19 protein-coding genes are annotated in these 24,294 nt (G+C 66.9%); 5 read left to right on the forward strand and 14 right to left on the reverse strand.

The window, feature by feature from the left end; genetic code table 11:
• The first annotated feature begins 112 nt into the window (after positions 1–112).
• Entirely contained in the window at positions 113–502 is a 390-nt protein-coding gene (locus ACWC21_RS32215) for a spore-associated protein (protein ID WP_450886962.1), read from the forward strand.
• A gap of 202 nt (positions 503–704) precedes the next feature.
• On the opposite strand, the gene ACWC21_RS32220 is transcribed toward ACWC21_RS32215, so the two are convergent.
• The 6 genes from ACWC21_RS32220 to ACWC21_RS32245 all read right to left on the reverse strand — a co-directional run bounded on the left by ACWC21_RS32220 (position 705) and on the right by ACWC21_RS32245 (position 6,228).
• The gene (locus ACWC21_RS32220) at positions 705–1,694 is read right to left on the reverse strand and encodes a hypothetical protein (RefSeq protein WP_450886963.1); all 990 of its coding nucleotides are present in this window, start codon (positions 1,692–1,694) and stop codon (positions 705–707) included.
• Between the two features lie 22 nt (positions 1,695–1,716).
• On the reverse strand, positions 1,717–2,394 hold the full coding sequence (locus ACWC21_RS32225; RefSeq protein WP_450886965.1) for a hypothetical protein: 678 nt from the start codon (positions 2,392–2,394) through the stop codon (positions 1,717–1,719).
• Between the two features lie 18 nt (positions 2,395–2,412).
• The gene (locus tag ACWC21_RS32230) at positions 2,413–3,009 is read right to left on the reverse strand and encodes a WXG100-like domain-containing protein (protein WP_450886966.1); all 597 of its coding nucleotides are present in this window, start codon (positions 3,007–3,009) and stop codon (positions 2,413–2,415) included.
• Positions 3,006–3,368, reverse strand: coding sequence for a hypothetical protein (locus ACWC21_RS32235; RefSeq protein WP_450886968.1), 363 nt, complete (start codon positions 3,366–3,368; stop codon positions 3,006–3,008). Before ACWC21_RS32235 ends, ACWC21_RS32230 begins: the two co-directional genes overlap by 4 nt.
• 299 nt (positions 3,369–3,667) lie before the next feature.
• Positions 3,668–5,821 (reverse strand): tetratricopeptide repeat protein, encoded by a 2,154-nt coding sequence (locus ACWC21_RS32240; protein ID WP_450886970.1) that lies wholly within the window; start codon positions 5,819–5,821, stop codon positions 3,668–3,670.
• The gene (locus ACWC21_RS32245) at positions 5,818–6,228 is read right to left on the reverse strand and encodes a hypothetical protein (protein ID WP_450886971.1); all 411 of its coding nucleotides are present in this window, start codon (positions 6,226–6,228) and stop codon (positions 5,818–5,820) included. The genes ACWC21_RS32240 and ACWC21_RS32245 overlap by 4 nt, the downstream gene beginning before the upstream one ends.
• 228 nt (positions 6,229–6,456) lie before the next feature.
• On the opposite strand from ACWC21_RS32245, the gene ACWC21_RS32250 reads away from it, so the two are divergent.
• Positions 6,457–6,726, forward strand: a complete 270-nt coding sequence (locus ACWC21_RS32250; protein ID WP_450886972.1) for a hypothetical protein — start codon at positions 6,457–6,459, stop codon at positions 6,724–6,726.
• Positions 6,719–7,357: a DUF6879 family protein gene (locus tag ACWC21_RS32255; protein WP_450886974.1), complete on the forward strand. Its 639-nt coding sequence runs from the start codon at positions 6,719–6,721 to the stop codon at positions 7,355–7,357. Before ACWC21_RS32250 ends, ACWC21_RS32255 begins: the two co-directional genes overlap by 8 nt.
• A 132-nt stretch (positions 7,358–7,489) precedes the next feature.
• On the opposite strand, the gene ACWC21_RS32260 is transcribed toward ACWC21_RS32255, so the two are convergent.
• The 3 genes from ACWC21_RS32260 to ACWC21_RS32270 all read right to left on the reverse strand — a co-directional run bounded on the left by ACWC21_RS32260 (position 7,490) and on the right by ACWC21_RS32270 (position 9,625).
• Positions 7,490–8,344 (reverse strand): hypothetical protein, encoded by an 855-nt coding sequence (locus tag ACWC21_RS32260; protein WP_450886976.1) that lies wholly within the window; start codon positions 8,342–8,344, stop codon positions 7,490–7,492.
• Positions 8,345–8,594: 250 nt separating this feature from the next.
• A complete protein-coding gene (locus ACWC21_RS32265; RefSeq protein WP_450886978.1) occupies positions 8,595–8,798 on the reverse strand; it encodes a DUF397 domain-containing protein in 204 nt (67 codons plus the stop codon).
• Positions 8,795–9,625: a helix-turn-helix domain-containing protein gene (locus ACWC21_RS32270; RefSeq protein ID WP_450886979.1), complete on the reverse strand. Its 831-nt coding sequence runs from the start codon at positions 9,623–9,625 to the stop codon at positions 8,795–8,797. The genes ACWC21_RS32265 and ACWC21_RS32270 overlap by 4 nt, the downstream gene beginning before the upstream one ends.
• Positions 9,626–9,837: 212 nt before the next feature.
• Here ACWC21_RS32270 and ACWC21_RS32275 point away from each other — a divergent pair, with 212 nt between their 5' ends.
• The gene (locus ACWC21_RS32275; RefSeq protein ID WP_450887043.1) at positions 9,838–10,419 is read left to right on the forward strand and encodes an ATP-binding protein; all 582 of its coding nucleotides are present in this window, start codon (positions 9,838–9,840) and stop codon (positions 10,417–10,419) included.
• Here ACWC21_RS32275 and pglX read toward each other — a convergent pair.
• The 3 genes from pglX to ACWC21_RS32290 all read right to left on the reverse strand — a co-directional run bounded on the left by pglX (position 10,349) and on the right by ACWC21_RS32290 (position 19,387).
• Positions 10,349–13,972: a BREX-2 system adenine-specific DNA-methyltransferase PglX gene (gene pglX, locus ACWC21_RS32280; protein WP_450886981.1), complete on the reverse strand. Its 3,624-nt coding sequence runs from the start codon at positions 13,970–13,972 to the stop codon at positions 10,349–10,351. The two genes, ACWC21_RS32275 and pglX, sit on opposite strands and share 71 nt — an antisense overlap.
• A complete protein-coding gene (pglW, locus tag ACWC21_RS32285) occupies positions 13,969–18,651 on the reverse strand; it encodes a BREX system serine/threonine kinase PglW (protein ID WP_450886983.1) in 4,683 nt (1,560 codons plus the stop codon). Before pglW ends, pglX begins: the two co-directional genes overlap by 4 nt.
• Positions 18,652–18,799: 148 nt before the next feature.
• A complete protein-coding gene (locus tag ACWC21_RS32290; RefSeq protein ID WP_450886985.1) occupies positions 18,800–19,387 on the reverse strand; it encodes a hypothetical protein in 588 nt (195 codons plus the stop codon).
• 304 nt (positions 19,388–19,691) lie between these two features.
• Between ACWC21_RS32290 and ACWC21_RS32295 the strand changes: the two genes are divergently transcribed.
• The gene (locus ACWC21_RS32295; RefSeq protein ID WP_450886987.1) at positions 19,692–19,820 is read left to right on the forward strand and encodes a DUF6408 family protein; all 129 of its coding nucleotides are present in this window, start codon (positions 19,692–19,694) and stop codon (positions 19,818–19,820) included.
• 55 nt (positions 19,821–19,875) lie between these two features.
• Here ACWC21_RS32295 and ACWC21_RS32300 read toward each other — a convergent pair whose 3' ends face one another.
• Positions 19,876–21,993, reverse strand: coding sequence for a DUF2075 domain-containing protein (locus ACWC21_RS32300; protein WP_450887044.1), 2,118 nt, complete (start codon positions 21,991–21,993; stop codon positions 19,876–19,878).
• Positions 21,994–22,261: 268 nt separating this feature from the next.
• Positions 22,262–24,151: a DUF2075 domain-containing protein gene (locus tag ACWC21_RS32305; protein ID WP_450886988.1), complete on the reverse strand. Its 1,890-nt coding sequence runs from the start codon at positions 24,149–24,151 to the stop codon at positions 22,262–22,264.
• Between the last annotated feature and the right edge of the window lie 143 nt (positions 24,152–24,294).

Consider the following 24,294-nt stretch of genomic DNA (forward strand, 5'->3'; position numbering starts at 1 on the left):
CACGGGTCATACGAGACGAAGCAATCACCGCCAAAGACCACAAGGGGGAAAAGTGGTATCGAACCGTTCCGTCCTGGTTGCCTCCGCGTTAGCGGCCCTGTCGCTCGGGACCATGACAGCTCTGGCAGCGCCGGCCTCCGCCGCGGCCGACACCACTCCGCAGAAGGTCTGCGGAAGCGGCTACAAGACCGTGAACTCGGCGGCCGTCGGCTCGCTGGGCACCGTCTACCTGACGTACAACTCCGCGAACGGCAAGAACTGCGTCACGACCATCCGAAGCAACCCCGGCACCGTCCTGGACATGTCCGCATGGATCTACGTCCCCGACAACGAGCAGAACAGCGACGACTTCGGGCAGTACTCGTCGTACGCGGGGCCGACCTACGTCTACGGCAAAGGTCACTGCGTCACCTGGGGCGGCAACATCAGCAACGTGTACGTACAGGTGAACAACTCCAACTGCAGCGCCCTGAAGGAGCACCGGGTCACCTTCACCCGTTGACCCGTCGCTCCCGACCGGCCGCCACGTTCCCGTACCGCCGCCTCCCGTGACCCGACCCTGCGGAGCCGACGGCCTCCGGGACAGCGCCCATGACACGCAGTCGTGCGGGAATCCGTGGTAGCCCGGCCCGCCCTGGCGGAACTCGTGGCCGCAAGGACGGACCACCCATGACCGTGGGACCAGTGCGGGGCCGGCAGGGCGGTCACGCGCGGTGGAAGACGTCGAGTGGGCCGTAAGCAGTCGGCTTGCTGTCGGCCAGCTCGGGGTGGTTGCCCACGCGGTCCCGGAGGATGCCGACGGTGTCGGGCCACACGGTGAAGTGCCCTCCGGTGCCCACGAGGATGCGGTCCCAGTCCTGGGAGGCCGAAACGCCGGCTCGGTCGATGACGAACCCACGGCAGTCGGCCGCATCCTGGTCGAGCGTGCGCACCAGTGCCGCGACCGCTTCCTCGCGGTCGGGCACGGGGACGTCGGTGAGGCGCAGCGTGATGCTCTGTGTCGTCTCGTCCGTGCGTCGCACGATGCCGGTCAGGGACTGGTCGTAGCCCTTCCAGCAAGTGAACTCAGCCTTCGAGTATCGATCGTCGGCCAAGGCGGCGGCCAGGGCCGCGCCATCACCCATCAGCGGCTCACGGTGTCCGACCGGCGTCTCACGGAACCCGAAGAGGGCATTGGTCAGCGGATGCACGGCGGAGAGCCCGGCGTTCCCCAGGTGCGCGAGGAGCTGATGGGCACCCGCGCTGTCCAGCTTCGGCACGTACCAGGTGAAGAAGCCCGCGGCCTTGGACGGGGCCGTAGCGGGGGCGTGGTCCGGGAACTCCTCCTGGAAGATGCGCCTGGCCTGTTCGTCGGGCACGACAGGCACCGTGTAGTTGTTGGCCCGGATGTGGTCCAGGAGTTCCTGGGGGAGGGCAACGTGGTGACGGCGCACGTAGTGAATGAGGTCGATCGGCCAGATCCAGGTGCCGTCGGTCAGCAGGGATTCGGAGCCCACGATCCACTCGTCGTCGGTGAGGGCGTCGCGCCGAGCGCCCATCGTGCTGTAGATCTCCCGAGCCGATTCCAGATAGGCGAGGATGCGGTCCTCGTCCGAGGGCCCGCTGCTGCGCACAGCAGCTCGCAGGGACGGCGCGTCGCCTACCGCGGCGTCCAGACCGCCGGTCTCGCGGTAGAAGCCCGCTCGCTTGGTCATCTTCACTCCTGTGTGCCTGCCGCTAGTGGGCCATGGGCAGGTAGGTGCGCCAGTAGCCATTGTTGCCGATAGTGGGGATCTGATTGAGGCCGAGATCGGGGGACGTGCCCACCTTGCTCGTGGGTGCGGTCACGGGCACGCCGAGCTCGTTGGCGACGGACTGGGCCAGGGGCAGCTCGGGCGGCTTCGCATCAGCCCCGGAATAGCAGGAGACAAGACGTACGGGCTCACCGTGATAGTTGGGGTTGCTGCGGATGGCATCCGCGATGTGGTTGGGGTGAACTTCGAAGTCCGTCAGGGTTTTTCCTGCGGCATTGATACGACCGGGTACGAACACCCCCTTGTCCGTGCCGTGGACGATCACGTCGTGTACGCCGGGGACACGGGCGACCCGTTGCAGGTTGTTCAGGGTACGTTCGTCGTAGCCCACCGTGGTGGTGCTCTTGCCGAAGTAGACCGGGTCACCCGAGACCAACTCGTAATCGCCGGGCCGCGCCGGTGCGGCGGGAATCCTCGAGTCGGGAGACTGGATCAGCTTCCACGTACGGGACTTGCCCATCTCGTCGAGGGCCGCGCTGTTCAGCCGGAAGCCGTTGAACAGGCCCTCCATTCCGCCGTTCTCGGCGACGATTCGGGCCGTGCTCCCACCTGCTCCGAAGGCGCCGCCGAACGCCATGCCGTAGCGGGCGGAGTCGCTCACCTCGTCGAGGCTGAGGCCCTAGCTCTCGCCGGTGGCCATGGCGACGGGCTGGGTGACGGCGAGGTCGACGGTGATCGATTCGAGCCCACCGATGGCGGCCGTGGCGAGGGTGGTGCCGGCGATGGTGGCGATCTCGGTGGACACGGTCACGCCGAGCGTGGCGGACAGCTCCACGATGGAGGCGGTGGCGGCTGCCGCGGCGCCCTCGGAGATGCCGAGCGTGAAGACCGCGAGGGCGGTGCCGGCGACGATGGTGGCGCCGACGATCTCCAGCTCGTGTTCCAGATGCTTGACGGCCTTGTGGACGACGTCGGCGTACTGGTCGAGGGCCTTGGCCATGTCGCGGGCGCCATCGATCATGTCCTGGAGCCAGCCGTGGCCGTCGTGGTAGTAGCGGCGCCAGAACGGGTCGTCGAAGGCGGATATCGCCTCGCCCTTGTTGTGCTCGATGATGCCGCGCGCCGACTTGTTCGCGGCGGCCGTCACGTCTTCCAGGTCGTCGGCGAAGTCCCGCCAGGCTTTGGCCGCGTCGCGCAGACCCTCTTCGTCGGCGTCCGGCCACCACATGCCGGTCAGGTCCTGGACGATCTCCTTGGCCTTGTCGGCCGCGCTCACTGCCCGCTCCCGTTGCCGTGGTGCGGGGCGGGCTGGATCTTGCTGAACATCGAGCGGACCAGCAGTTCGTTGTCGATGTGACCGTCGGCCATGTCGATCATGGCCGCTTCGATGCTGGCCAGGCCGAGCGCGAGAATCCCGGCGGCGGCCTCCATCCTCTCGACGTGCGGACCGTAGGACTCGTGGAACTTCTTCCCCTGTTCGTCGTCACCCCACGGCGAACCGGCCGCCGCCAGAGCGGTCTTGAGCTTGGTCAGCGCCTTGGCCAGGTCGGAGCTGTGCGTATGGAATTGCGGGGCCGTCGCCTTCAGAACGGCGATCTTGATGTCGAGTATCTTGCCGTCACTGTGGTCGCCCATGGCGTCTTCTGCTCCCCCTGAGTCGGCTGACCGGCCCGAAGACGGTAGATCACCGAGCCGGTTTGCTGCCGCGATCCCGTTAAAGGGGCGGCAAAGTTCCGATCAAGGTGGGCAAAGGGGCGCTTGCCGCATCGTGAGACTGTCGGCGTCCGCAGTGTCGGCTGCCCCTTCGATGGCAGTTCCCTCCGACGAAAGGGCCGTTCGGCTGATTCGCCCAGCTGGGCTCTGACAGGACTCGACGAGCCCTGCCATGGCGGCAGAGACCATTCCAGCCAAGCCCGGATCGAAGCACGTCGCTGTCATCGGCCAGGAGGCTGCGGCGGACGCCATCGGCCCGATCGGTACTCGTCCAGAAGTCGACGGCTCGCAACCGTGAAGGGGTGCTCGGAGCCCAGGTCGCGTTCCCGTCGTGCGACGACATCGGTCATCAGCTCGATCCCCATATCCACGTGGCCGAGCGCGGACCGGGTCCGGGAGAGAAGCTGCCGGGCCGCGAGCACGATCGGGTACTCGGGGCCGAAGCGCCGCACATACGCTTCGGCGACCAGCCCTATTTCCTCGTCGGCTTCGTCGAATCGGCCCAGAACGTACAGCGCCCAGGCGTGGTTGTGTCCGGCGCCCAGAGTCACCGTGTGATCGGGGCCGAGGAGCCGAGCGCATTCCGCCGGCAGTGAAAGCAGCGCTCCGCCTTCTTCGGTGACCACCTCAGCGGCCAGCAACATCTCCAGCAGACTGGCGCGAGCGCGCAGGGTCAGCGGATGCGCAGGGCCCAGTGCCGTGCGCCGGCCGGTGACGGTGGCCCTGAGGAGCGCGAGCGATTCCTCACGCCTGCCGAGGTTCGCCAGCACGAGCTGAAGGCCGTAGCCGCTGTCCAGGGTGTCGGGGTCCTCAGCCCCGAACAGTCTCTCCTGGGCAGCTCGGACATCGCTGAGCGATGACTCGGCTTCGGCGTACCTCCCCAGCCGGAACAGCGCCCGGCCGGCCCTGGAACGGGCAGCCAGTACCAGACGGTGATCGGCGCCGAGCAGCTGCTGTGCGAGGTCGGCCGCGGTACGGGAGGTCTCCCAGGCCGAGAGGTAGTCGCCGGTACGGTGCAGGGCGACCGACAGCCGTGTCGCGACGGCCAGGGCATCGGCCAGAGCCGACGGTTCACCGATGCGCCGCAGCAAGGCGAGCGCATGAGGTACCAGCATTCGCAGCCGCGGATCGTGGGGGCCCGCGTCGGGTACGCCGGGAACAGCGGCGTCGAGCAGCCGGACGGCCGTCCTGTCGAGTACGGGCATCCGTTCCGCGGGGGTCGCCGCCGAGACGCTGTCGAGCAGCACTCCATGGCTCTGCGCGCAGCGCACGCCGACGTCGACCAGTTCGGTCAGCGACTGGTCGAGCAGGGCTCTCAGTGCTGTTTCGGTACGGGCGCGGGGCAGGACGTCGCTGATGTCGGCCTGGTTGAGCAGGGACAGCGGAAGCGGCTCCGGAGCGAACCTGGCCAGGAGCCTCAGCAGGGCCGCCGCTTCAGGCAGCCCGCGCGCCTCGAACGTGTCGAGTGTCAGCTGCCAGGTCAGGCCGACCAGGTGCCGTGGGTCCGTCTGGGACAAGGCGTCAGCTCCTCGGTCGATGAGCTGGACTCGTTCGTCCTCGTCGAGATGGCGCTCGTAGGCATCCATCGTCCAGGGGTCGAGCACCTGGTGGGAGAGGAAACCGCCCGCCAGGGTGAGGGCGAGCGGCAGCCGCCCGAGACGGTCCGCGATCTGCGCCGCCTGCTCGGGTGTACCGCTGCGCGGGGCGAGGTCGCACAGCACGAGTGCGGCATCCTCCCGCGGCAGTACACCGATGTGCTGCAGTTCGGCCCCTGGCCACCAGCGGGCGGCTGCTCGCCGAGTGGTCACCAGGACAATGCCGCGGGGGCTGGTGCGCAGCCAGCTGCCGTCCCGCAGGATCTCCGGCTCGTCGGCGTTGTCGAGGACCAGCAGCCAAGGTTCGGCGGAGCGGTCGAGATACTGCCAGACGAGATCCGCTGCGGGACGGAGACCGTTGCGGGCAGCCAGCAGTTCGCCGTCGCCCGCTCCCCGGTCGGCTGCGACGGCCAGCATGCCGGCCCGCAGGCTCGCACGGTCGGCCGCGTTGACCCACAGAGCCACCCGGCACTGTTCGTCGGCGATCTCCTGGAAGAGGGTGTACGCGACCGCTGTCTTGCCCGATCCGCCCATGCCGTACAGCACGTAGACCTCGCCACCGCGCTCTGCCTCGACACTCGCCCGCAGGCGTTCCATCACCTCGTTGCGGTCGCGCAGTACGACGGGAGGCCGCCCCACTGCCGGGCGGCGCACCGAGTCCGGCCCACCGGGCCCTGGCCCGTCACCGCCGTAATGGTGATGCTCGTTGATGTGCTGGTCCCCCGATGCCTGGTAGACACGTCCCTGGTCCTCGGCGTGACCGTCCATCCCGCCCGTCATCGTTCGGCGATGTGCTGGTCTCGTCCCGCCTGGTAGACCCGGCCCTGGCCGGACGCGGTGGCGTGCTGGGTGATCTGCCGGGCGGCCGAGCCGCCGGGATCGAGTTCGTCCAGCAGCCTGCGTAATTCCTCTCTGGCGGCGGGCCGGGCGACGAGCAGCCGCCGTACCGACCCCTGCCACTGCGCGCGCAGTTCGTCCAAGGTCTCGTGGTCGTCGGCCGCCGTGGCGGCCAGAACGTCCTCGCGAGCCACCTCCAACTCGGCGGCCACGGTCTCGGCACGCTCGGGTTGCACGCGGCGCCAGAGCTGGACGAGTCCGTCCCGCGTGCGGTGCCAGGCGTCGGCCGCCATCAACGTGACCAAGGTGGTTCCCGCGCTCTGTGCTAGTGAGGTCACTTCCGGGTCCACTTGCACCCCTCCATTCGCCGATATTCCCTACAGCACAGAAAAAACGTCCCGCCTGCCAGGCGTTTACATGATTTTCTTCCCGACCAATATCATCTCACTCCTGAACGGCGTCGGACAAGGATGAGTCAATCCACGCCATTACCCTCACCACCCGCGTCCAACACATGGTCAGGCACCCTGGGTGCACGCTACAGTGACACACCCGAGCCGACTGAGGGGGAGACGAAGATGACCAGGCCATGGGAAGCCGATCCGGACACCAGTTTCAAACAACGCTTGGGGAAATCACCGCAGGAACTCGGGAACACAACCGGTACCCCTGACTGCCCGGACATCTGGGAACTCACCAACGGAGACATTGCCGTGATCGGCCGAGACCTCACCCAGTCGCTCGGCAAGAATCTGCCCGACGGGGTCTCGATCGGCTCGGACGAACGCCTCGTCGTCATCCCACGGAACATGCTCGTCGCGGCGAAGCCGGATATCCCCAGTGTTTGATTCCTTCCCCGGCGGCGTCTCCCAGCGTATGGATCGCCCCACGTACCACGAGGACTTCGGCCGGGCCTACGCCAGCGGCATCGACTTCCTGAACAAGCTCGAACGCGGACAGCACTTCAAGGAGCGCGGCTTCGCCAGCTGGGAGGCTTTCGCCGCCGGCGACTGGACACGAGCATTGTCCCTGGCCGAGGAGAGGCGCGACGACTACGCGCAGGAAATCCAGAAAGCGGCCCGGCTGGGAATTTCGCACCGTCGCCTTCGTGTCGTGGAATTTCCTGTCACACCGTACGTGCAGTGGGAGATGTTCGTGCTTCGCGTGCGGGTGGATCAGGGTGACGACATCAAGGTACTCGACGCCCGGAAAATCAGGGACATCGAGAAGAACCGTCCGGCTCCCGAGGTAGTCATTCTCGGGGACGCCGTCATGTACGAAGTCGTTTACGACGACGACGGGAACGCGGCGGGCGCCAACCGTTTCACAGACCGGGAACTGATCCGGGAAACCTCCCGTGGATTCGACGCGCTTTACGAGCGCGCCGAGGGCTTTCACGCGTTCTTCGACCGGGAAATCCTGCCACTCGACCCGCCCAGAGTTTCCGGTATGCGGACGGGCGCGGCTGGCTCCCGGTGATCAGGGCACCGACACGCACACGAGCGGGACGGCCGACGCCGGCCGTCCACCTCACGGCGCGGGAAACGGTCACGCAGAGGGGGAGGGACAAGGACTCCCCCACCGCCCCTCACCGCGGGCGAACTACGAGGATCAGGGGCCCTCTGCCGTGACGGCAGTTCCGTCCGCGGCATGGCTCTCAGCGTGTTCCGCGACGAAGGACTCGTGCACTTCCTCTGCTTCCACAACCACTACTCGGTGCCTCGGCCTCGCCAGTTCCGAGTCGGAGAGGTGCTTCTTCAGCCGCTTGGCCATGGGACGGTAGGTCGCAAAGGTGAGACCGCCAGAGACAGCGGCCCCGACGACGGGGATGGCCTTCGAGACGCTCTTCGCGAAGGTCTGCTTCGTCATGTCGGCGCCGATGTAGGCCGCGACCTTCTTCACGATGGGGTAGACGACACCTTGGGTGAGTGCCTTCTGAGGCAGCTTCTTGGCGACCTGCTCCGCCATGATCCCCGCGACCTTCCCCACAGCGGCGTTCGCCGACTGGGCACCGAACATCACGCCGAAGAACAGCGTGAGCACCGCCTTGGTCGCGTCGTCGACGTCATCGCCGCCGTCGGAGAACAGATCGGGCCAGCTGTAGAGGTAGGCGAGCTTCTGCGCGATACGCAGCATATGGCCGAAGTACTGGGCCATGTCGGCGGGCACGGTGGCGGGAAGGGCCATGAAACCGGGTAGCCCTGCAGCGGCGGAGAGAGCGCTGGCCTTGGTGGTTTCGTAGCGGATGGAGTCGTTGGCCGCCTTGTCCAGAAGGTCGACCGGGATACTCGCCGCCGCGGGGGTCTCTTCTATGGCTATGCGGATCTCGTCCTCGGAGCAATAACGTGCCAGCGCCCTCCGGAGGTACGCCTCCCTGTCAATACGCACGCCCGGAAGCCTGGCTGCGCCCACCAGCACCGCGGAGAATCGCGACTCGGGAGTCTCGCTCACTTTGCCCTGATTCATAGCAGGAACTTACAGTAGCTCTGACCTCCAGTGGACCTGGTTGCGCCCACTCAGTTCGGGCTCCCTCATGTGAGTGACGGTTCGCAGGCGGGATCGACCGCAAGGTGCGGTCTGTGCGGCCGAGTTGGGTGCGCGGTGTCACCTGCCACCCTTGCCCCTCAGGCTTACGTCGGCTGGGTCAGGCCCTACGCGAGACGGACACATAGGGAAGCCCTCGGCAAGCACACGGTTGCCGAGGGCTCTGCCCCTGTCAGAGGGCCGCGAACTCGATGAACGCGGTCCAGGCCGTGGGTTCTACGGCCAGGGCGGCGCGGGTTGTGTCCTTCGAGTCGCGGACGTAGACGGCGCCGATCCCGGCCGCAACCTCAACGCACTGGCCGCCGTCACCGGCGCTGTAGCTGCTCTTGAACCACTCCAGACCATCAGTGTCAGGCCCGGCCTTTTCCCCGCTCATCTCTCTCCCAGCAACCTTTCGATCAACGCCAACGATTCTGTCGGAGTGTGAGCCTGCGCGCGAAGGATCCCGTACGTACGCTCAAGTTCTCGCACCTTCAGACGCTCCGTGTGGACACGGCTGTCGCCTTGTACCTCCGTGTACGCCATCCTGCGCCCATCCTTGGTCTCCATCAAGGTGAACGGGCCAGCGAGTCCCGCATGTTCCTGGCGAGACAACGGCATCACCTGGATCACCACGTTGCGCTTCTCCGCGACCAACCTGAAATGCTCCAACTGGCCTCGCCAGACGGCCTCCCCGCCGAGCGGCCGGAGCAGGACAGCCTCCTCGATCACAAAGCTCAGATGCGGCACCGGGTGTCGAGAGAAGATCTCCTGCCGGGCCAGTCGTGCGGCCACCCTCTGCTCGATGAGCGCTTCGTCCAGCAGCGGCTGCCACATGGCAAACACCGCTCTCGCGTACTCCTCGGTCTGCAACAGACCATTGACCAACTGAGTGTCGTACACATGAAGCTCCAGCGCCTCGGCCTCCAACTTGGCCGCATCCCGGAAGAACGCCGGATACTGAGCCCGAGCCACCTCCTCCTTGCTCGCGCTCAACACCCCACCAGCCTCCAGCACCTCATCCGCCTGGTCGATGAACTTCGGCGGCGGAATACGTCTCGCCTGCTCGAAGGAAGCGATCGTCGAGGCCGAGTACCCCGTCAGTGACCCGAGCCTGGCGCGGTCAAGCCCTGCGCGATCCCGGAATAGCTTCAACTGCCGCCCGAACACGCACAGCACGCCCGTCCCAACCTCGTACTCCGGCTGCCGAACCTCGTCGCCCACGCCGCAGCTCCTCCCGTACGACCACCAGGGTCACCCGCCCCCGCCCCGCCCCCGCCCAACGCACGGCCCGGAAACCGGTCACGCCCAACACCACGTACAAGCGCACTGCCCACATGTACAGCCCGCACCGTCAGCAGGTCGCTTCTGTTCAACGCTACGCAGAGTCCACGACCGTTGACTGCATGAAGTCAGCAACTCCCCCGAACGGGCATATGCCACAGCACCCCGCACCCGCACGCGAGTTCGCCATGCGGTTCACCTCAACCCCACGCGGTGCGCGTCTCGCCCGCAGACTCGTCTCGCACCGCCTGAACGACTGGGGCCACCCTTACACGACACCGGCCAACGAGACGCTCACCCTCATCACGGCCGAGCTCACCGCCAACGCCGTACGCCACGGACATGTCCCCGGCCGGGACTTCCACGTCCAACTCACCCTGGCCGAGGACACCTTCCGCATTGAGGTGACCGACACCCGCGCCGAGCAACAGCCCTCGCCCACCTCCCAGACCTCGGACCCCCTGTCCGAGTCCGGCCTCGGCCTCCATCTCGTCGCCGCCCTCGCGGACGACTGGGGTGTCACCCCTCGCCCGACCGCCCCTGGCAAGACGGTCTGGGCGGAACTGCGCGTACCGAAGGGAGGCCGTCCGCAAACGCACGCGGTGGGCCCCCATCCGGCAGACTCGGCATCGACGTACGGGCACAACACCGAGTCATCTCCGGCTACTTCACGACAGCACGACGGCCTCGAGTTGCGGCCGGGGGCCGCCAGTTGCGGAGGTCGTCGTCGGTGAGTCCGTGCGTGCCCTGCATCTGCTGGCGGTAACCGGCGAAGAAGTTCGCCGGAGAGCCGCTGTAGAGCATGTCGAACTCGTTGTGCCACTGGTACAGCCACGGCTGGAGTTCCAGCAGGCCAGCGAGGAATGGCGTGATCTCCTCGGCCGACAGCGCGGTGTTGGTGAAGTACGTGGCGAGTGCCTGCGCCTGCTCCCGATGGTCCCAGCCGGCCCACCCGTACAGCTCGGGCGTGGCGGCGTTGGTCTGCCCGTAGGAGATGAACCGCTCCTTCGGCACGTCGAGCTTGCCGCGCGCCTTCCAGTAGGACGGGCGGAGGAAGTCGGCCGAGGTGTACTTCGGCGGCACGGGGATGGAGTCCCGGATCTTCCGCTTGGCTAGCTCGTCCGGAGCGGCGTCCTCCTTGCGCTGGAGGTCCCAGACCTCTTCCCAGTCAGCGCGCTTCTTCAGCCCGGAGGGTTTGTAGCGCAGGGCGGAGAGGAACGGCACGTGCTCCTCGGTGACCAGCTCGGTGACGACCTTCGCAAGCTCCTTGCGGGTCGCGTAGAGCTTGGCCACGGAGACGAAGTCCTCGTCACGCGAAAGGGCGTCGGTGAGACGTGCCAGGGTGAGGATGGTGGGCTGGCCGTTCTCGTCGAACCAGAGGTCGCGGTTCTCCATACGGTCGAGCAGCCAGGAGCGCAGGGCCTTCTCCTGAAGCGCGTCCCAGCCTTCAGTAGCCCAGCGGCGCTTGTACTCGGGGCGCTCGACCATGCCGATGGCACGGTTCGACTCGATGGCGTCGACCCGCTTCTGGACGATTTCCCTGTAGGGAGCGGGCCAGTGTGCGGGGATCTCCGTGATGGGCGTGGAGTTGTGCCGCCTGAACCACTCGTCACTGGCCTCTTTTGCGGCTACGCGGCGAGCGAGGACAATCTCGAAGGCGCGCTCGCCGAGGGCGAGTTGAGGGATGTTGGGGTCGCCGGGGTCCTCAGAGACGCGGAGGTCTTCCGCGTGGAGGCTGTAGAGCGAATAGACCTGCCAGTCCAGTTCCTCTTGGAGGGCAATCATCTTGGCTCGGGTGGACTCCCAGGCCGCCTTGGCCTCACGGAGGGTGGACGCGGTGGGTGTGGACTCGGCCGCGAGGGAGGAGGGGCTGGATGCGGACAGCTGGTGGGCGAGGGTATCAAGGGCGGTAGCCAGCGAGGTGGGGTAGCTGACAGGAAGGGGAAATTCCTGAAGCTTGGTACCGGTGAACTCATAGAATTGCTCCCAGAGTTCTGTCTTGATGCCCGACTGATGCCCTTCGGTTCCTTTACTGTGACTCACCATCTTAAGCCAGAGACCAGCAGTAGAACTATTGAGCAGCCCGAGCAGCCGCAGGTATTCCTCCTCCGTCGCAGCCTTCGGCAATTTAATGGCAGGGGCGGTACGGCTCGAAACTTTCTCCCCCTTATTGAGGGCAAAATTGGCATGAGTAGCCACGAACGCAAAGAGAATCGACCATGGATGAGTATCCGCATCCTTAGGGATCTGATGCCACTCCCACCATGGGCGCCCGTCGCTAAAATACGTCCCACCAGAGAATGTGGAGCGATCACCTAGGTCCGTGCGCGCACTCCAAATTCGATTCGCAATGACTGGCATGTTCGCCAGGTCTACAAGATTTCGTTTCTCATCGTACGGATGAATCGCATGGTCACCTTGATCAAAGACGTAGTCGCGCACTTCGGTGCCAGCCACAATACGCTTAACGTACGCACCTTCGGCTCCGAAACGCCTGAATGCGTGCCCAGGAGCCGTCATCGCGTCGTCGGCTCCAATGATCCCGTAGGGGCCGATCCTTGCAACGCTGACCTTGAGGAGCGAATTCGACTCTGAACCAATTTTTTCTACTAGTTCTAGTCCACCAGCAGCCAGGATCCAGGGCTGTTTACCGAAGTATTTCTTGCGGTCCAAGTCATCCACAGAGACCCATTGACTCACCGAACCAGGCTTGTTGATCTGCTCCACAATCGCCTGCCAGACCAGCCCCTCCTCGGCATTGTCCGGAGTAGACGGCTCACCCTGCACGCTTCGAACGGTCCGAATAACCGGCGATCGCCCGTCGCCGCCCCGCTGCCTGCCCACCAGAATGACCGTTGGCGTCCCATGCCCCGGAATATAGGCACCCGAGGTGTCAATGACTTCGGTCAGCTCCACCGCGTGTCCGAAGTACCCCTCGATGAGCTTGGTGCCGAACTCCCGCTTCATGAAGGAGTTGGCCGTAATCTGCCCGACCATTCCATAGCCGTGCCCCTCAGTGTCCCCACGCTTGGCCAGTTCGAAGAACCGCTGAGCGAACGGAACCGATAGCGCGTACTTGCCCGCACATGCCGGATAAAGCTTTCGGTACAGTTCGCTTAGCTTCTTGTCCTTCACCGTGATGTAAGGCGGGTTTCCTACCACGACGTGGTACCGCCCTGGACGCAGGATGTCCGGGTATTTATCTACGTCCTCCGTGGCATACTTGAACTCGGCCAACTCGTCCACGAATTGCTCGTCCAGCCCGCCAAACAGGTTGCCCTGCTGGGAGCGGCGGGACTTGATGAGCGAGTCTCCTACCGCCAGATATACCGGCCAGTCGTACTTCGCGGCCTCCTCCATCGTCCGCACTCCACCCGCAGCCATCGCTGCAACCAGCAACCGGAATCGAGCGATGGCCACAGCGAAGGGATTGACATCGACACCGTGCACAGATTTCAGCGCTGCCGCTACCCGCTCGTGCACGTCCTTATCCGACTGGTTCTCCGCCCATAGCCGCACCAGCCGCCGAAACGCCCCCAACACAAAGTGCCCCGACCCACACGTAGGGTCGATCATCTTCAGTTCCTCGTACCCGAACTCCCGAACCGCCGGGTTCATCGTCCGGTCGAGGATGAACTCCTCCACGAACTCCGGCGTCTGGAGCAGCGCATACGTCTTCCGCGCAGCCTCGCTCAGGTCCTGGTACAGATCCCCCAGGAACCGCGTGTCCCACCCCTCCGTACCGTCTTCATTCAGCGGGTCGGTGAAGTCGTGGACGAGGACACCCGCTTCGTCCCTCCCCCGCCAGAACTCGACCAGCTCCCGCGCACCGTCATGCGACAGCGGGATTTGGTACAGCGGGTTGTGCCGCTTGTCGAAGAGAAGCCGGCCCGCCTGCCCCTGCCCCAGTTCCTCGAAGCCCTTCTCCAGCCACCCCCGGTACGTCGGGTTCTCGTCCGACTCCACATACGCGTCGTACCGAGACTCCGCCAGCTCCCGCCGGTCACCCTCCGGCCCCGTCAGGTACGGCTCCGGAATCAGCCGGTTGTCCTCGCAGAACCGCACGAACACAGTCCCCAGCACCCACGCCACGGCGACCTGCGTGACCCGCTCGTCCAGCCACGAGTTCCACGTCGCCGCCGTACGCCCGAGCTTGCGTGCCTGGTCGTACTCGGCCCTCAGCCGCGCGCCGACATCCCCCAGCGCCTTCACCTGTCGCCCGAGGTCGGTCTCGACCGCCTTGACCTGCTGCTTCAGGTCGTCCAACAGAGCCTTGCGGTCGATCACTTGACGTCTCCCTCGACACCACTTGCCACAACCTCACCGGACCCACGATGGGCGTTGCCCACCCACGTGTCCGGAAGCTGGATCCACTCCCCCAGGCCGGCCTGGTACGGCACGGCCACCTGCCCGAGCCGGGGCTCGCGCGAGGGGTCGCTCTGCGGGACCAGGAGCCACAGCCCCCGCCCGCCCCACCGGGCCGCCGAGGCCAGCCGGTCCAGGACGCCCATCGCGTCGTACCGCGCGAACACCCCGGCCTCCGTCAGCAGCACAGGACCACCGCCGCCACTGTTACCCAGCAGCTCCACGATCCGGGGCTCCACAGAGCCCCACGCCGTCCGCGCGTACTCCGCGAACCGCACCGCACCCTTCGAACCCGGCTCGGCAGCATCCGCCTTGAGCAAGGTCTCCCAGGTGGGCTTGGTCCCCGGCGTGACCTGTCCGTGCAGAGCCTCCAGGAACAGCTCCGTCACCGACACCGCAGCCGCGCCCAGCCGCTCCGCGCCCAGCTCCCGCACCGCGTCCCGCACCAACTGCTGCCGCACCGTCAGCACCCGGTAGCCGTCCCGGCGGGCGGAGGCGAGCAGCCGTTCCTCCGCCCGCACGGCGCCCGCGAGCTCCGGGTCGTCGGCGTACCGCGTCACCGCCCCCGCCCGCGTCGACTGCCGCCACGCACCCGTCGTGAGGTAGCTGGACGCGTCGTCCACCCGCGTCGGCAGGTAGCGCAGCGTCCCGGTGTCCTCACGCATGCTCAGCGACAGCTCGAAGCCCGCGTCCCGCAGAGCCTTGGTGAGCGGGCCACCGGTCGGCAGTTCATGACCGGCGCCACCGCGCCCATCCACCACGACCAGCTCAGGAAAGCGCGCCCGCACCCGCTCGTGCACGTCCTCGCCCATCAGGCCGGGCTGCCGACCCTCCGGTACTCCCGGAATCCAGCGGACGAGCCCGGCCTGCGTGAGGCGCAGCGCCCGTACGAGCGGCAAGTCGCGCGGATAGATCTCCAGGCGCGGAGTGGCAGCCGCATTCACCGACGCCGCAGCCGCCAGCTCCACCATGCGCCGCTCGTCCCAGTCCACCGCACCCGGCGGGACCGTCAACGCTCCCAGCTCGGCCAGCACAGTGGCCGCCGTCGGCAGGGTGTCCAACCTGGCGAGCCGATCCGCCGTCTTGCCCAGCCGGGTCGCGTACTCCAGCAGGCCCGGCGCGGTCGGGGTGTCCGGGCCGTCGTTCTCGCGCACGTCGAGGGCGAGCAGGCCGGCGCCCAGGGACTCGTCCGTCGCCTTGCGGTTCGCCTGGTGCTGGAACTCAGCTTCCTGCGGCAGCAGCTGCTCGACCTCGACCACAGCCCGTACAGCCGCCAACGCCATCGCACGTCGCTGCTCACGCCCGGCGAGGTGCGTGCCGCGCCGGACCGCGAGCGCGTCGGCGATCTCCACCGCCGAGGCGACCCGCCCCATGCCCTCCAGCAGGTCGATGATCTCCTCGCGCAACGCCTCGACCGCAGGCTCGGCCTTCCAGCGCTTGCGCTCCTCCTTGAGCATCTGCGGGATACGACCGTGGCTCAGGCCGAGCACATCGGCGACGTCCTTCTGCTTGGGCCAGACACCGATGTCGGGCAGCACACCGTGCTCGTCCGGCAGGCGCAGCAACAGCCGTACCATCTCCGCCTTGTTGCGGTTGGAGCCGTTGTTGTTGACGGCGGGCACGAAGACGGTGGCGAGAGTGTCGAGGCTGACCGAGCGCAGGGTGCGGGGGGACAGCGCGCCCGCCGCCGCCCCCGTCGCGAGCTGTCCCGCGACAGCCGACTCGGCGGCCGTGAGCTGCTCCAGCTCCTCCTTCGCCTCCGCCCGCCCCTTCGGCGTCAGCGGCGAGACGGGGATCTCGCGCAGCCGCTCACCCCACTCCCGCTGCCGCTGCTGGACCTCGTTACGGGTCTTGGCACCCAGCCCAGGGGCGTTGACGAGTTTGCGCCGGCTGTAGTCCAGCAACTCGCCGACCGTTGTGATGCCCAAGCCGTACAGGAAGGACTGGGCGGCGGGCGTGAGACCGGAGACGGTCAGCGGGGTGTCCCGGGTGACCTCGGCGGCGAGCCGGTCGCGCTGCTGCTCGGCGGTCTCCGGCTCGGCGTCCGCGATCCCGGCGGCGGCGACCTCCGCAGGCGTACCCTCGCCCGCAGTCGCAGCGGCCGGGTGTCGGCTGCGATGGCTGGACGGGACGGTCTGCGACGCGTCCAGGAACACCTTGCGCCAGGCGTCCCGCATCGGCTTCAGCTCGGGGAACCGCTTGCTCGCGTCGCGGTGCAGGGCCTTCTGGAAGAAGGCGACGAGCCCGTCCCGTACCGCCGGGTCGAAGGCCTCGGCCGCGATGGTCGGGTACGGCCACTCCTTCGCGTCGGTCATGCGCGGCAGGAGGCTGCCGTCGCCCCACTTGGGCAGCTCGCCGGAGGCCATCTGGTGCAGGGTGACGGCGACGGCGTACCGCTCGGCGTGCGAGTCGTACGAGCCGCGTGTGATGACGTCGACGAAGGGGTCGAGGTAGCCGTCGGTGCCCGCGTCGGTGTTCTTCGCCGGGTAGCCGGCCAGGGAGAAGTCGATGAGGACGAGTTCGCGCGTGCGGTTGGGGCGGATACGGATCGCGATGTTGTCCGGCTTGATGTCACGGTGCCAGACGCCCTCGCCCTCCAGGAAGTCGACGGCGCCGAAGAGATAGTCGCCGTACGCCTCCAACTGGTCGACCTGGAGGCGGCCGTTCTCGCGGAGCTGGCGGGAGACCGTCTCCTCGCGGCGGCGCGGACGACTACCGGCCTCCGGGCCCTGGCCGCTGTCGTCCCGCTCGTCACCGACGTACTCCAGCGCCAGTACGGTACGGCCGCCGATGTGCAGCGGCTCGGGCTCGACGAGGCGGATGATGCCGGAGTGTGGGCGCAGGCGGCCCATGGCCTCGGCCTCGCGGGCCAGGATCTCGCCGCGGTTGTCGGAAAGGGCGACCTTGAGCACGGCCAGTGGGCGGGTCTTGCGGGCCTCGGCCTGGACGTCGCGGACGAGGAAGGCACGGCTGGTGGAGCCGGTGCCCAGGCGGCGACGGATCTCCCACCGGCCGGCCAGCACGTCGCCGGCGACGCCCTCCAGCGGGTCCTTGTCGGCAACGGACCCGTTCTCCTCGCCGGACCCCTCCGTACCCGTGGCCGCCGGGGCGGGAGCGGTCAGGGAGTCCTCGACGACCTCCAGCAGCTCCAGGAACTCGTCCACGCTGGAGAGGCGCTGGCCCGGCCGATAGGCGGTCGCCGCCTGCACCAGGTCGTCGACGTCTTCCGACAGCCCGTCCACCAGGGAGCTGGGACGCAGGCCCTCCCCCGCCTCCAGGCGGGCCAGCAGCTCGGCCTGGCTGGCGGCCGGGGCCTTGCCGGTGACCAGCAGGTAGGTGAGGACGCCGAGCCCGTACACGTCGAGGTAGACCGGGTCCGGGTTGAGGGCGGTGAGTTCGGGGGCGAGGTAGGCGTCGGCGTCGTCGGCCACGTGCTGGGCGGACAGCGCGGTCGGCGCGAAGCGGGTCATGCCCTGGCCCTGGGAGGAGTCGCCGCTGCGCTGGGTGGCGATCTGCCAGTCGGAGATCTGGAGCCGCGGGCTGAGCCAGGCGGCCTCCTCCCCGACGGCCTGGCCCTTCCTGCCGCGCGGCCGGGGGACGACGTGTACGGAGCGGGCGGCGAGTGACCGGTGGTGGATGCGGCTGGAGTGCGCCGAGCGCATGGTTTCGGCGAGCTGGCGTACCAGCGCCATCCTGCCGAGGATGTCGAGCTTCTCGCCGTACTGGACCAGGTACTCGTCCAGCTTCAGCGTGTCCGGGTGGTAGTCGAAGATCAGGGCGGGGCCGGCGGCATGCCCGGAGGGGAAGTACTGCTTGAGTTCCACCACGCCCGGGTGCTTGAAGCGGCCCAGCACCGCGGCCTCACGCCGGGCCGCGTTCTCGACGGACTGCCTGAGCGAGGCGTCCGAGCCGCGCTCGCTGAGGTAGATCCGGACGCGGGCGGCTTCGGGCAGGTCGCTGTGGCGGGCGAGGTAGTCCGCCCAGGTGGGGCCGGAGTCGAAGGACTTCCGCTCCAACTCGTACGGACCGACCGTGTACTGCGCGTCGCTCTTGCGGACGCCGATGTTCTTCAGGGCTGCCGCGATCTCGCGCGAGCCGATCGCGGTGATGCGGCGCCGCTCGTCACGCGGGGGCTGCTTGAGCATCTCGACCAGCTCGTCGACGCTGTACACGCCGTTCTGGTCGTAGGCGGGAAGCCGTACGCGCAGGCTGTTGTCGGTGAAGCAGACGGCCTCGGCGACCCAGACCCGCTTGCCGCCGGTCTGCGCGAGCAGGCCGGCCAGTTCCTTGGCCTTGCGGTTGACCAGGTGCAGTGGGTTGCCGTGCGTACGGCGATGGCCGCCGGGCGTGGTCTGGACCCAGGTGCCGTTCTCGGAGGTGACCGAACCGTGCCAGTCCTTCAGCTCGATCATGCAGAGGCCGCCGGGGGCGACGACCAGCAGGTCGACCTCGCGGACATGACCGGTGTTCGCGGTGAAGGTGAAGTTCGACCAGGCGCGCCAGGGGTCGGAGTCCGGCAGCTTCTCCCGGATCGCCTCCAGGCCGCGGCGTTCATGATCGAACTCGGACTCGGTGACCGTGACCCACCGGCCTTCCCGCATGCCTGTCCCCACTCGTCGTGTCTTTCGAGGGCCACCGTTCCCCATGGTCAGACCCTGTTCGCAGATCTTAGTCCCTGCATGTGACATGAAAAGGGGCGGTGAAGGACGGGACTATGGGACGGATGCCTCAAACTGGCCATACGGGGCATCATGTAGCGTCGTACGCAAGTTCAGCCAGGCCGAGCGCCTGCTTCAGCGTCTCGGCGTCGCGGATGTGGATGTTCACCCTGTACTGATGGTGACCTGTCGTGAGCGGATAGGCGTCAGGGGCCACCTTCTCGATCGCTTCGCCATGCTGCAACCGGAAGTTGACCACCCCCGTCGAGGGGAAGGCGTAAGCGAAGCCTCCGTACTGGCTGCCCTTGCGGCGGAGCCGGAGGTAGCGGGTGTAGTCGAGCGGGTCGCCTTCCTGCCACGTCTTGCGCTTGATGCCGTGGACCCCGACGTTCGTCCAGGAGACCGCTTCCGTCAAGAAGTCGATGAACTGCTGGGCGGCGGGGTTGAAGGCGAGCTGCTCCTTCACGGCTTCCTGGCCCTCCTCCGCGACCCCTGGCACCTCCCCCTCGATGAGCCATCCGAAATCCACCTCCTCGTCACTGTCGGGATGCACTGTGACCGAGGGTTCCCGGCTGGCAGTGGCCGCCGATCCCGACTGGTTCGACAAGAGGTGGCGAGCCAACTCGGACGCGTCCAGCTCGTCCGGTGTCCCTTCGAAGCAGACATAGGTGAGCTTCACGAGGTTCCCCCTGTTTGTCGTGCGGACTGCGCTGGTGACGACACGCTACTGAAGTCGACCCGACTCCGGCGGTCATACGCACCCCAGGCCCGGCCCTGGCCGTAAAGCGACGCGTCCCAACTCGGTTCTGCACTAGTGTGTTCCTCGCTGCGCACCTTCCCGGAGGGTACGTCGGCGGCGTTCAGTGCCGGTCCTCTGCCGCGGCTGGCGAGTGGTTTCCATCGCGTGTTACCCGCGGTGTGAGTGCGGATGCCCGGTAGGGCGATCCCTGCCATTCCCAGCTCATGCCGAGGAGTGGTCACTCATGAATCCCGTCGAGTACAAGTCCGCGCGTCGTATCTGGCTTCGCACGATGCTGGTCGACGTCGCGGCAGGAGTCGCTGCCAATCTTGTGGTTGCGGCTCTGAACGCGGCAGCGCACCTGCTCTTCTGACGCAGGCATGTGGCGGGCCCGGAGAGCCCGCCACTCCGCATCTCAGCACCATGCGTCAGAACAGCCGCAGCTCAGGTGGTTGCTGGCCGCCCGACTTCTGCCGCCGTCCACGGTTCCGTCGTCCTCGCCGAGGCCTGGGCAGATGTGGCACGCGTGCTTCCTTGGGAAGGTTCTCCCACGTGGGGCGCAGTCCGTGGATCTCGACTTCGCCCACGACCTTCTTCAGGTAGGCCCGTGTCTCCTCATCCGTCGAGTAGAGCACCGTGGCACGGCTCGCCCGGGTCATCAGTACGTGGTAGGCATGACGGACAAGACGGGCGAATTCCTGGTCGTCGACGCTGCCGGCCTTCACCTTCGGATCGAACGACCCGGGTACGGCGACACGCTTGACGCCCGAGTCCGGGTCCTCGCGTTCCTTCCCCCGGCGGAACACCCACCGATCGCCCCGTCGCACCATGTCCTCACCCATGATCACGCCACACCAGTCCCATTCGAGACCCTGCGCCGTGTACACGCAGCCGATCTGATCCAGCCCGTTCTCGTGTACGGACCATATCTTCGCCGGTGGTGCGTCGTTCTCGCAGAAGCTGTCGCTGTCCGCGTTCCACGGACGGTGCCAGTCGCCGATGCGCACGTCCGCCTCAAGTCGTTTCTCATCACCCAGAGGTTTCGTCCAGGGCCAGCAATAGCCGGCGACCATGCGCGCCGAGGCGCCCGCACGGGCTTCGGTGCGAATGATCTGTTCGAGATCCTCCGGGGTGTCCACCACCTCGATGTGCATCAGGCCATCGGGTCGCCACTGCCACGGCCCGGCGTCCGACACACCGAGCACGTCGCGGACCCAGCGGATGTAGGAATCACTGCCGCCGCACCGGAACTGCTCGCGGAGGCCGTACTGTGCCACGTGAGCGTTGTGCCGTCGCGCCGCATCCTTGATCAGGTCGACGGTACCGACTTCGTTCGGCCGCACGGACTGGCCTTCGTCGAGGAAGAACACTGTCAGGCGAGAGGCGTCGAGAAGCTCGTCCACCTGGGGCTGGGTGCCTTGCTGCTCGGGTTTCCAGAAGCGACTGGTCGAGCGGTCCCGCAAGCGGTGGGCCTCATCGCAGATGAGCACGTCCAGAGGTGGATCCGGTGGAGTGACGAAGCTGCTGAAGTAGGTGAAGGTCTCCCTGAACTCCCGGTCCCCGTATCCCACATGTTCCTGGATCGCGCCGTTGAACGCCCGGCTGCCGCTGGCGTACTTGACGGTCCTGCCCTGTGCTTCCAGCTCCGCCTTGAGCTGGAGACCGATCGCGCTCTTGCCGGTGCCGGCACCGCCTGTCACCAGGAAGACAACGCGGCGCTCGTCTGGTATCAGGGCTGGATTCAATGGATCTGGCAGGACCTTGGAAGCCGTTTCCAGGATCTGGTCGGCTACCTCCTTCTGGCGCCCGCGCAGAGTGAACACCGTGTCCTCTCCACGTGACCAGATCATGGCGTCGAGAAGAGGTGTGTTGCGCAGGCCCATGCCGCGCAGAAGTATTTCGGCGGCGGAGGCACTGCCTTCCTCCGCAAAGCTCGTCCGAAGGTCGGCCATGAGCCTGTCGCGTCTGTCGTTCGTGTACACACGGGCATAAGCGCCCGTGGGTGCGTCCACGTCGATCAGAGGCCGCACGGATGCGTCAGTGGCGTTGTGCAAGTAGGCGAAACCACGGCACTCGAAGTCGTAACCGTGCAGCGGCCCTCTTTCGCTCCTGAACGCATCGTAGTACTCGCGCAGTTGCAGAGCTGGATGCTTCTTGTTGTCCATTCCCGGTACTTGCACCAGCTCCGCCGTGGCCTGTTCAACCCTGGTCACCGTCGACCAGCGTTTCAGCTCCACGAGCTCCACCGACAGTCGGCGCTCCTTCGGGTGTTGGCCCACGAGTACGACGTCGATGAGCCGTGGGCCACCTGGACGTTCGCTCTCATCGAGCGTGGCGGCGCATTCCACGATCATCTCCACATTGCCACGACCTGCCGCGACCAGATCGTTGGCAAGACTCACCAAGCTCTCCGCCCAAGCGGAGCGCTCGCTCTCCGAGGCGTCCGTGCCACGGAAGTGTTTCCACCTTGCGGCCAGATGGGGCACCATGCGGCGCCTTGCGTTCAGAGTGAGTAAGTCCTGCGCCGTCAACTTCAGCAGGAGCATGGACACGAGAGGGGTCCCCCAGAGCACGAGTGACTCGTGCGGGTGGGGGCGTGTCCTTGAGGAAGCCCGTCGGGCCGCAACCTGTACGGATAATCTTGGGAAGCACCGCTGTTGGTCGAAGAACAGCGCGCCTCATGTCGGCGTGAAGCGCAGGTTTCATGACCGAATCATTCACGCCGTGTTTGGTTTCCAGCCGAAGTCCGCGACTCTCAGCAATCCGGACTCGCTCTTCATGAGAGTCAGGAAGGCCGAGCCAACTGTCGTCCGTTCATCCCATGGCGGGCTCACGCTCCGTCTGACTGCCCGCGAGTTCGCAGAGCTTCTTCCGCGTCTCGGGGTCCGTCGAGTACACGATCGTGCCGACCATGCCGCGGGTGAGCAGCACCTTGTAGGTGTTGCGGATGAGGCGGTCCACGTCGGCGTCGGAGGTCGTCTTTTTGAAGACCGGATCCTTGGACCGCGTACGGTCCGTGATCCAGCGGTCGCCGCGCCAGACGAGGTCGGGCCCGAGGATCACGCCGGACCAGTCGTACTCGAAGCCCTGGGCGGTGTAGACGCAGCCGACCTGGCCGAAGCCGGCCGGGTCGGTGGCCCACAGTGCGGACGGCGGAGCCCCGGAGACCGAGCGCTCACCACGGAGGTTCCAGGGGCGGGCCCAGTCGCCGATCACGACATCGGCCGGGAGGGGGGCGCCGGGCTTGGGTTCCGGGGACCAGGGCCAGCAGTAGCCGGCCGACATGCGGGCGCCATAGCCCTGGGCTCGGCGGGCCTCCAGGAACGCCTCCATCTCCTGGGGGCTGTCGGCGACCAGCAGCTGCATGCGGTCGTCGGGTTCCCAGACCACCGGCCCACCGGGCTGCAGGCCGAGGAGGCGCACCACCCACCGCAGATACGCGTCGCTGCCGCCGCAGCGGAACTGGCTCTCCAGCGGTACGACATGACACTCGAGGCCCTGGGCCGCCGCGGCCGCCTCGATGTCTTCCACCGTGCCCATCTCGCCGGGGCGCACCACCTGGTGTTCGTCGAGGAGGAAGACGGGGACCCGGGCTACGTCGATGAGCTCGTCGATCTGCCGCTTGCCTGTTCGCTGGGCCGCCGGTGTGTAGCGGTTGGCGGAGGTTTCACGAATACGGTGGGCCTCGTCGCAGATCAGGACGTCGAGGGAGTTCTGCTCGGTCGCCATGAAGCTGTTGAAGTACTTGAACAGGTCCTGCACCTCGCGTTTGCGCGTGCCCGCGACCTTGCGCATCGTCTTGGTGAACGATTGAGAGCCTGTAGCGTGCAGGGCCGGGACGCCCTGCCGATACAGTTCGCCGAGCAGGGAAAGAGCGATGACACTCTTGCCGGTGCCGGGGCCGCCGGTGACGACCACGACCTCCTTGTGGTTGGACCGCTTGGCTTTGCGCACCGCGTTGAGCACCATGCGGTACGCGACCTGCTGCTCGTCCAGGAGGACGAACTGCTCGCGCTCGCGCACTTCCTGGGCTGCGACGGACATCAGCTGTTTCGACGGGACCGTTCTGCCCGACTGGAGTTCGTCGGCCGCGCGGGCTCCAGGCACCTTGTCGCTGAGCTTGGCCCGCAGGTAGTCGATGAACTCGCCACGCTGCTCAGCCGTGAACAACTGACCGGCATTGTCGAGTTCGATCGCCCGGAGACCGCCCACGCCAAATTCCGTGGCGTTGTGCAGATAGGCCACGCCGCTGACCCTGCCCGGGCGTTCGGCCACCGCGCCGTTGAAGTTGACCAGGTACTCGCAGTAGCGGCGTACCTGTTCTATGGGGTTGAGGACCGGGTGTGCGTAGGAGTCGATCCGGCACAGCGCCGGGTCGTCCTCGTCCGGCTCCGCCTGACTCCACTGCTTCAGCTCGACGACGACGTAAGACGGTTCGCCCGTGACAGGGTGCGCTCCCGCGAGGATGGCGTCGGCGCGCTTGCTGTTCAACGGCAGCGCGTACTCCAACATCACCTCGACCTCACCAAGGCCCGCGTCGTTCAGCGCGGCGGTTAGGGCGGGGATGCTCCGTTCCCAGGAGCGGACTTCACCGGCGCTGGGTCGGTGGCCGTGCATGTGGGCGAACTGTTCGGTGAGATGAAGGTAGAGCGAACTGTCGAGCGCTCTCGCGGCGATGGTCTTTGCGGACTCGCGGAACAGCAAGGACTTCCCCCAGGCAGCACGAACTCACTCGTGCGGGTGGGGGCATGTCCTTCGAGACCCCGCCGAGGCGGAGCGGAAGCCCGTCGGGCCGCTATGACGATGCGATCAAGCGTACCTGGCCCCTGCTCCGAGGCGGGGTCGGC

The organism is Streptomyces sp. NPDC001348, from assembly GCF_053597535.1.

Bases quoted from the DNA above. Each gene is read 5' to 3' on its own strand.
- ACWC21_RS32215 (WP_450886962.1), top strand. From the start codon at position 113: ATGACAGCTCTGGCAGCGCCGGCCTCCGCCGCGGCCGACACCACTCCG.
- ACWC21_RS32220 (WP_450886963.1), bottom strand. From the start codon at position 1,694: ATGACCAAGCGAGCGGGCTTCTACCGCGAGACCGGCGGTCTGGACGCC.
- ACWC21_RS32235 (WP_450886968.1), bottom strand. From the start codon at position 3,368: ATGGGCGACCACAGTGACGGCAAGATACTCGACATCAAGATCGCCGTT.
- ACWC21_RS32240 (WP_450886970.1), bottom strand. From the start codon at position 5,821: ATGACGGGCGGGATGGACGGTCACGCCGAGGACCAGGGACGTGTCTAC.
- ACWC21_RS32250 (WP_450886972.1), top strand. From the start codon at position 6,457: ATGACCAGGCCATGGGAAGCCGATCCGGACACCAGTTTCAAACAACGC.
- ACWC21_RS32260 (WP_450886976.1), bottom strand. From the start codon at position 8,344: ATGAATCAGGGCAAAGTGAGCGAGACTCCCGAGTCGCGATTCTCCGCG.
- ACWC21_RS32265 (WP_450886978.1), bottom strand. From the start codon at position 8,798: ATGAGCGGGGAAAAGGCCGGGCCTGACACTGATGGTCTGGAGTGGTTC.
- ACWC21_RS32275 (WP_450887043.1), top strand. From the start codon at position 9,838: ATGCCACAGCACCCCGCACCCGCACGCGAGTTCGCCATGCGGTTCACC.
- pglW (WP_450886983.1), bottom strand. From the start codon at position 18,651: ATGCGGGAAGGCCGGTGGGTCACGGTCACCGAGTCCGAGTTCGATCAT.
- ACWC21_RS32295 (WP_450886987.1), top strand. From the start codon at position 19,692: ATGAATCCCGTCGAGTACAAGTCCGCGCGTCGTATCTGGCTTCGCACG.
- ACWC21_RS32300 (WP_450887044.1), bottom strand. From the start codon at position 21,993: ATGCTCCTGCTGAAGTTGACGGCGCAGGACTTACTCACTCTGAACGCA.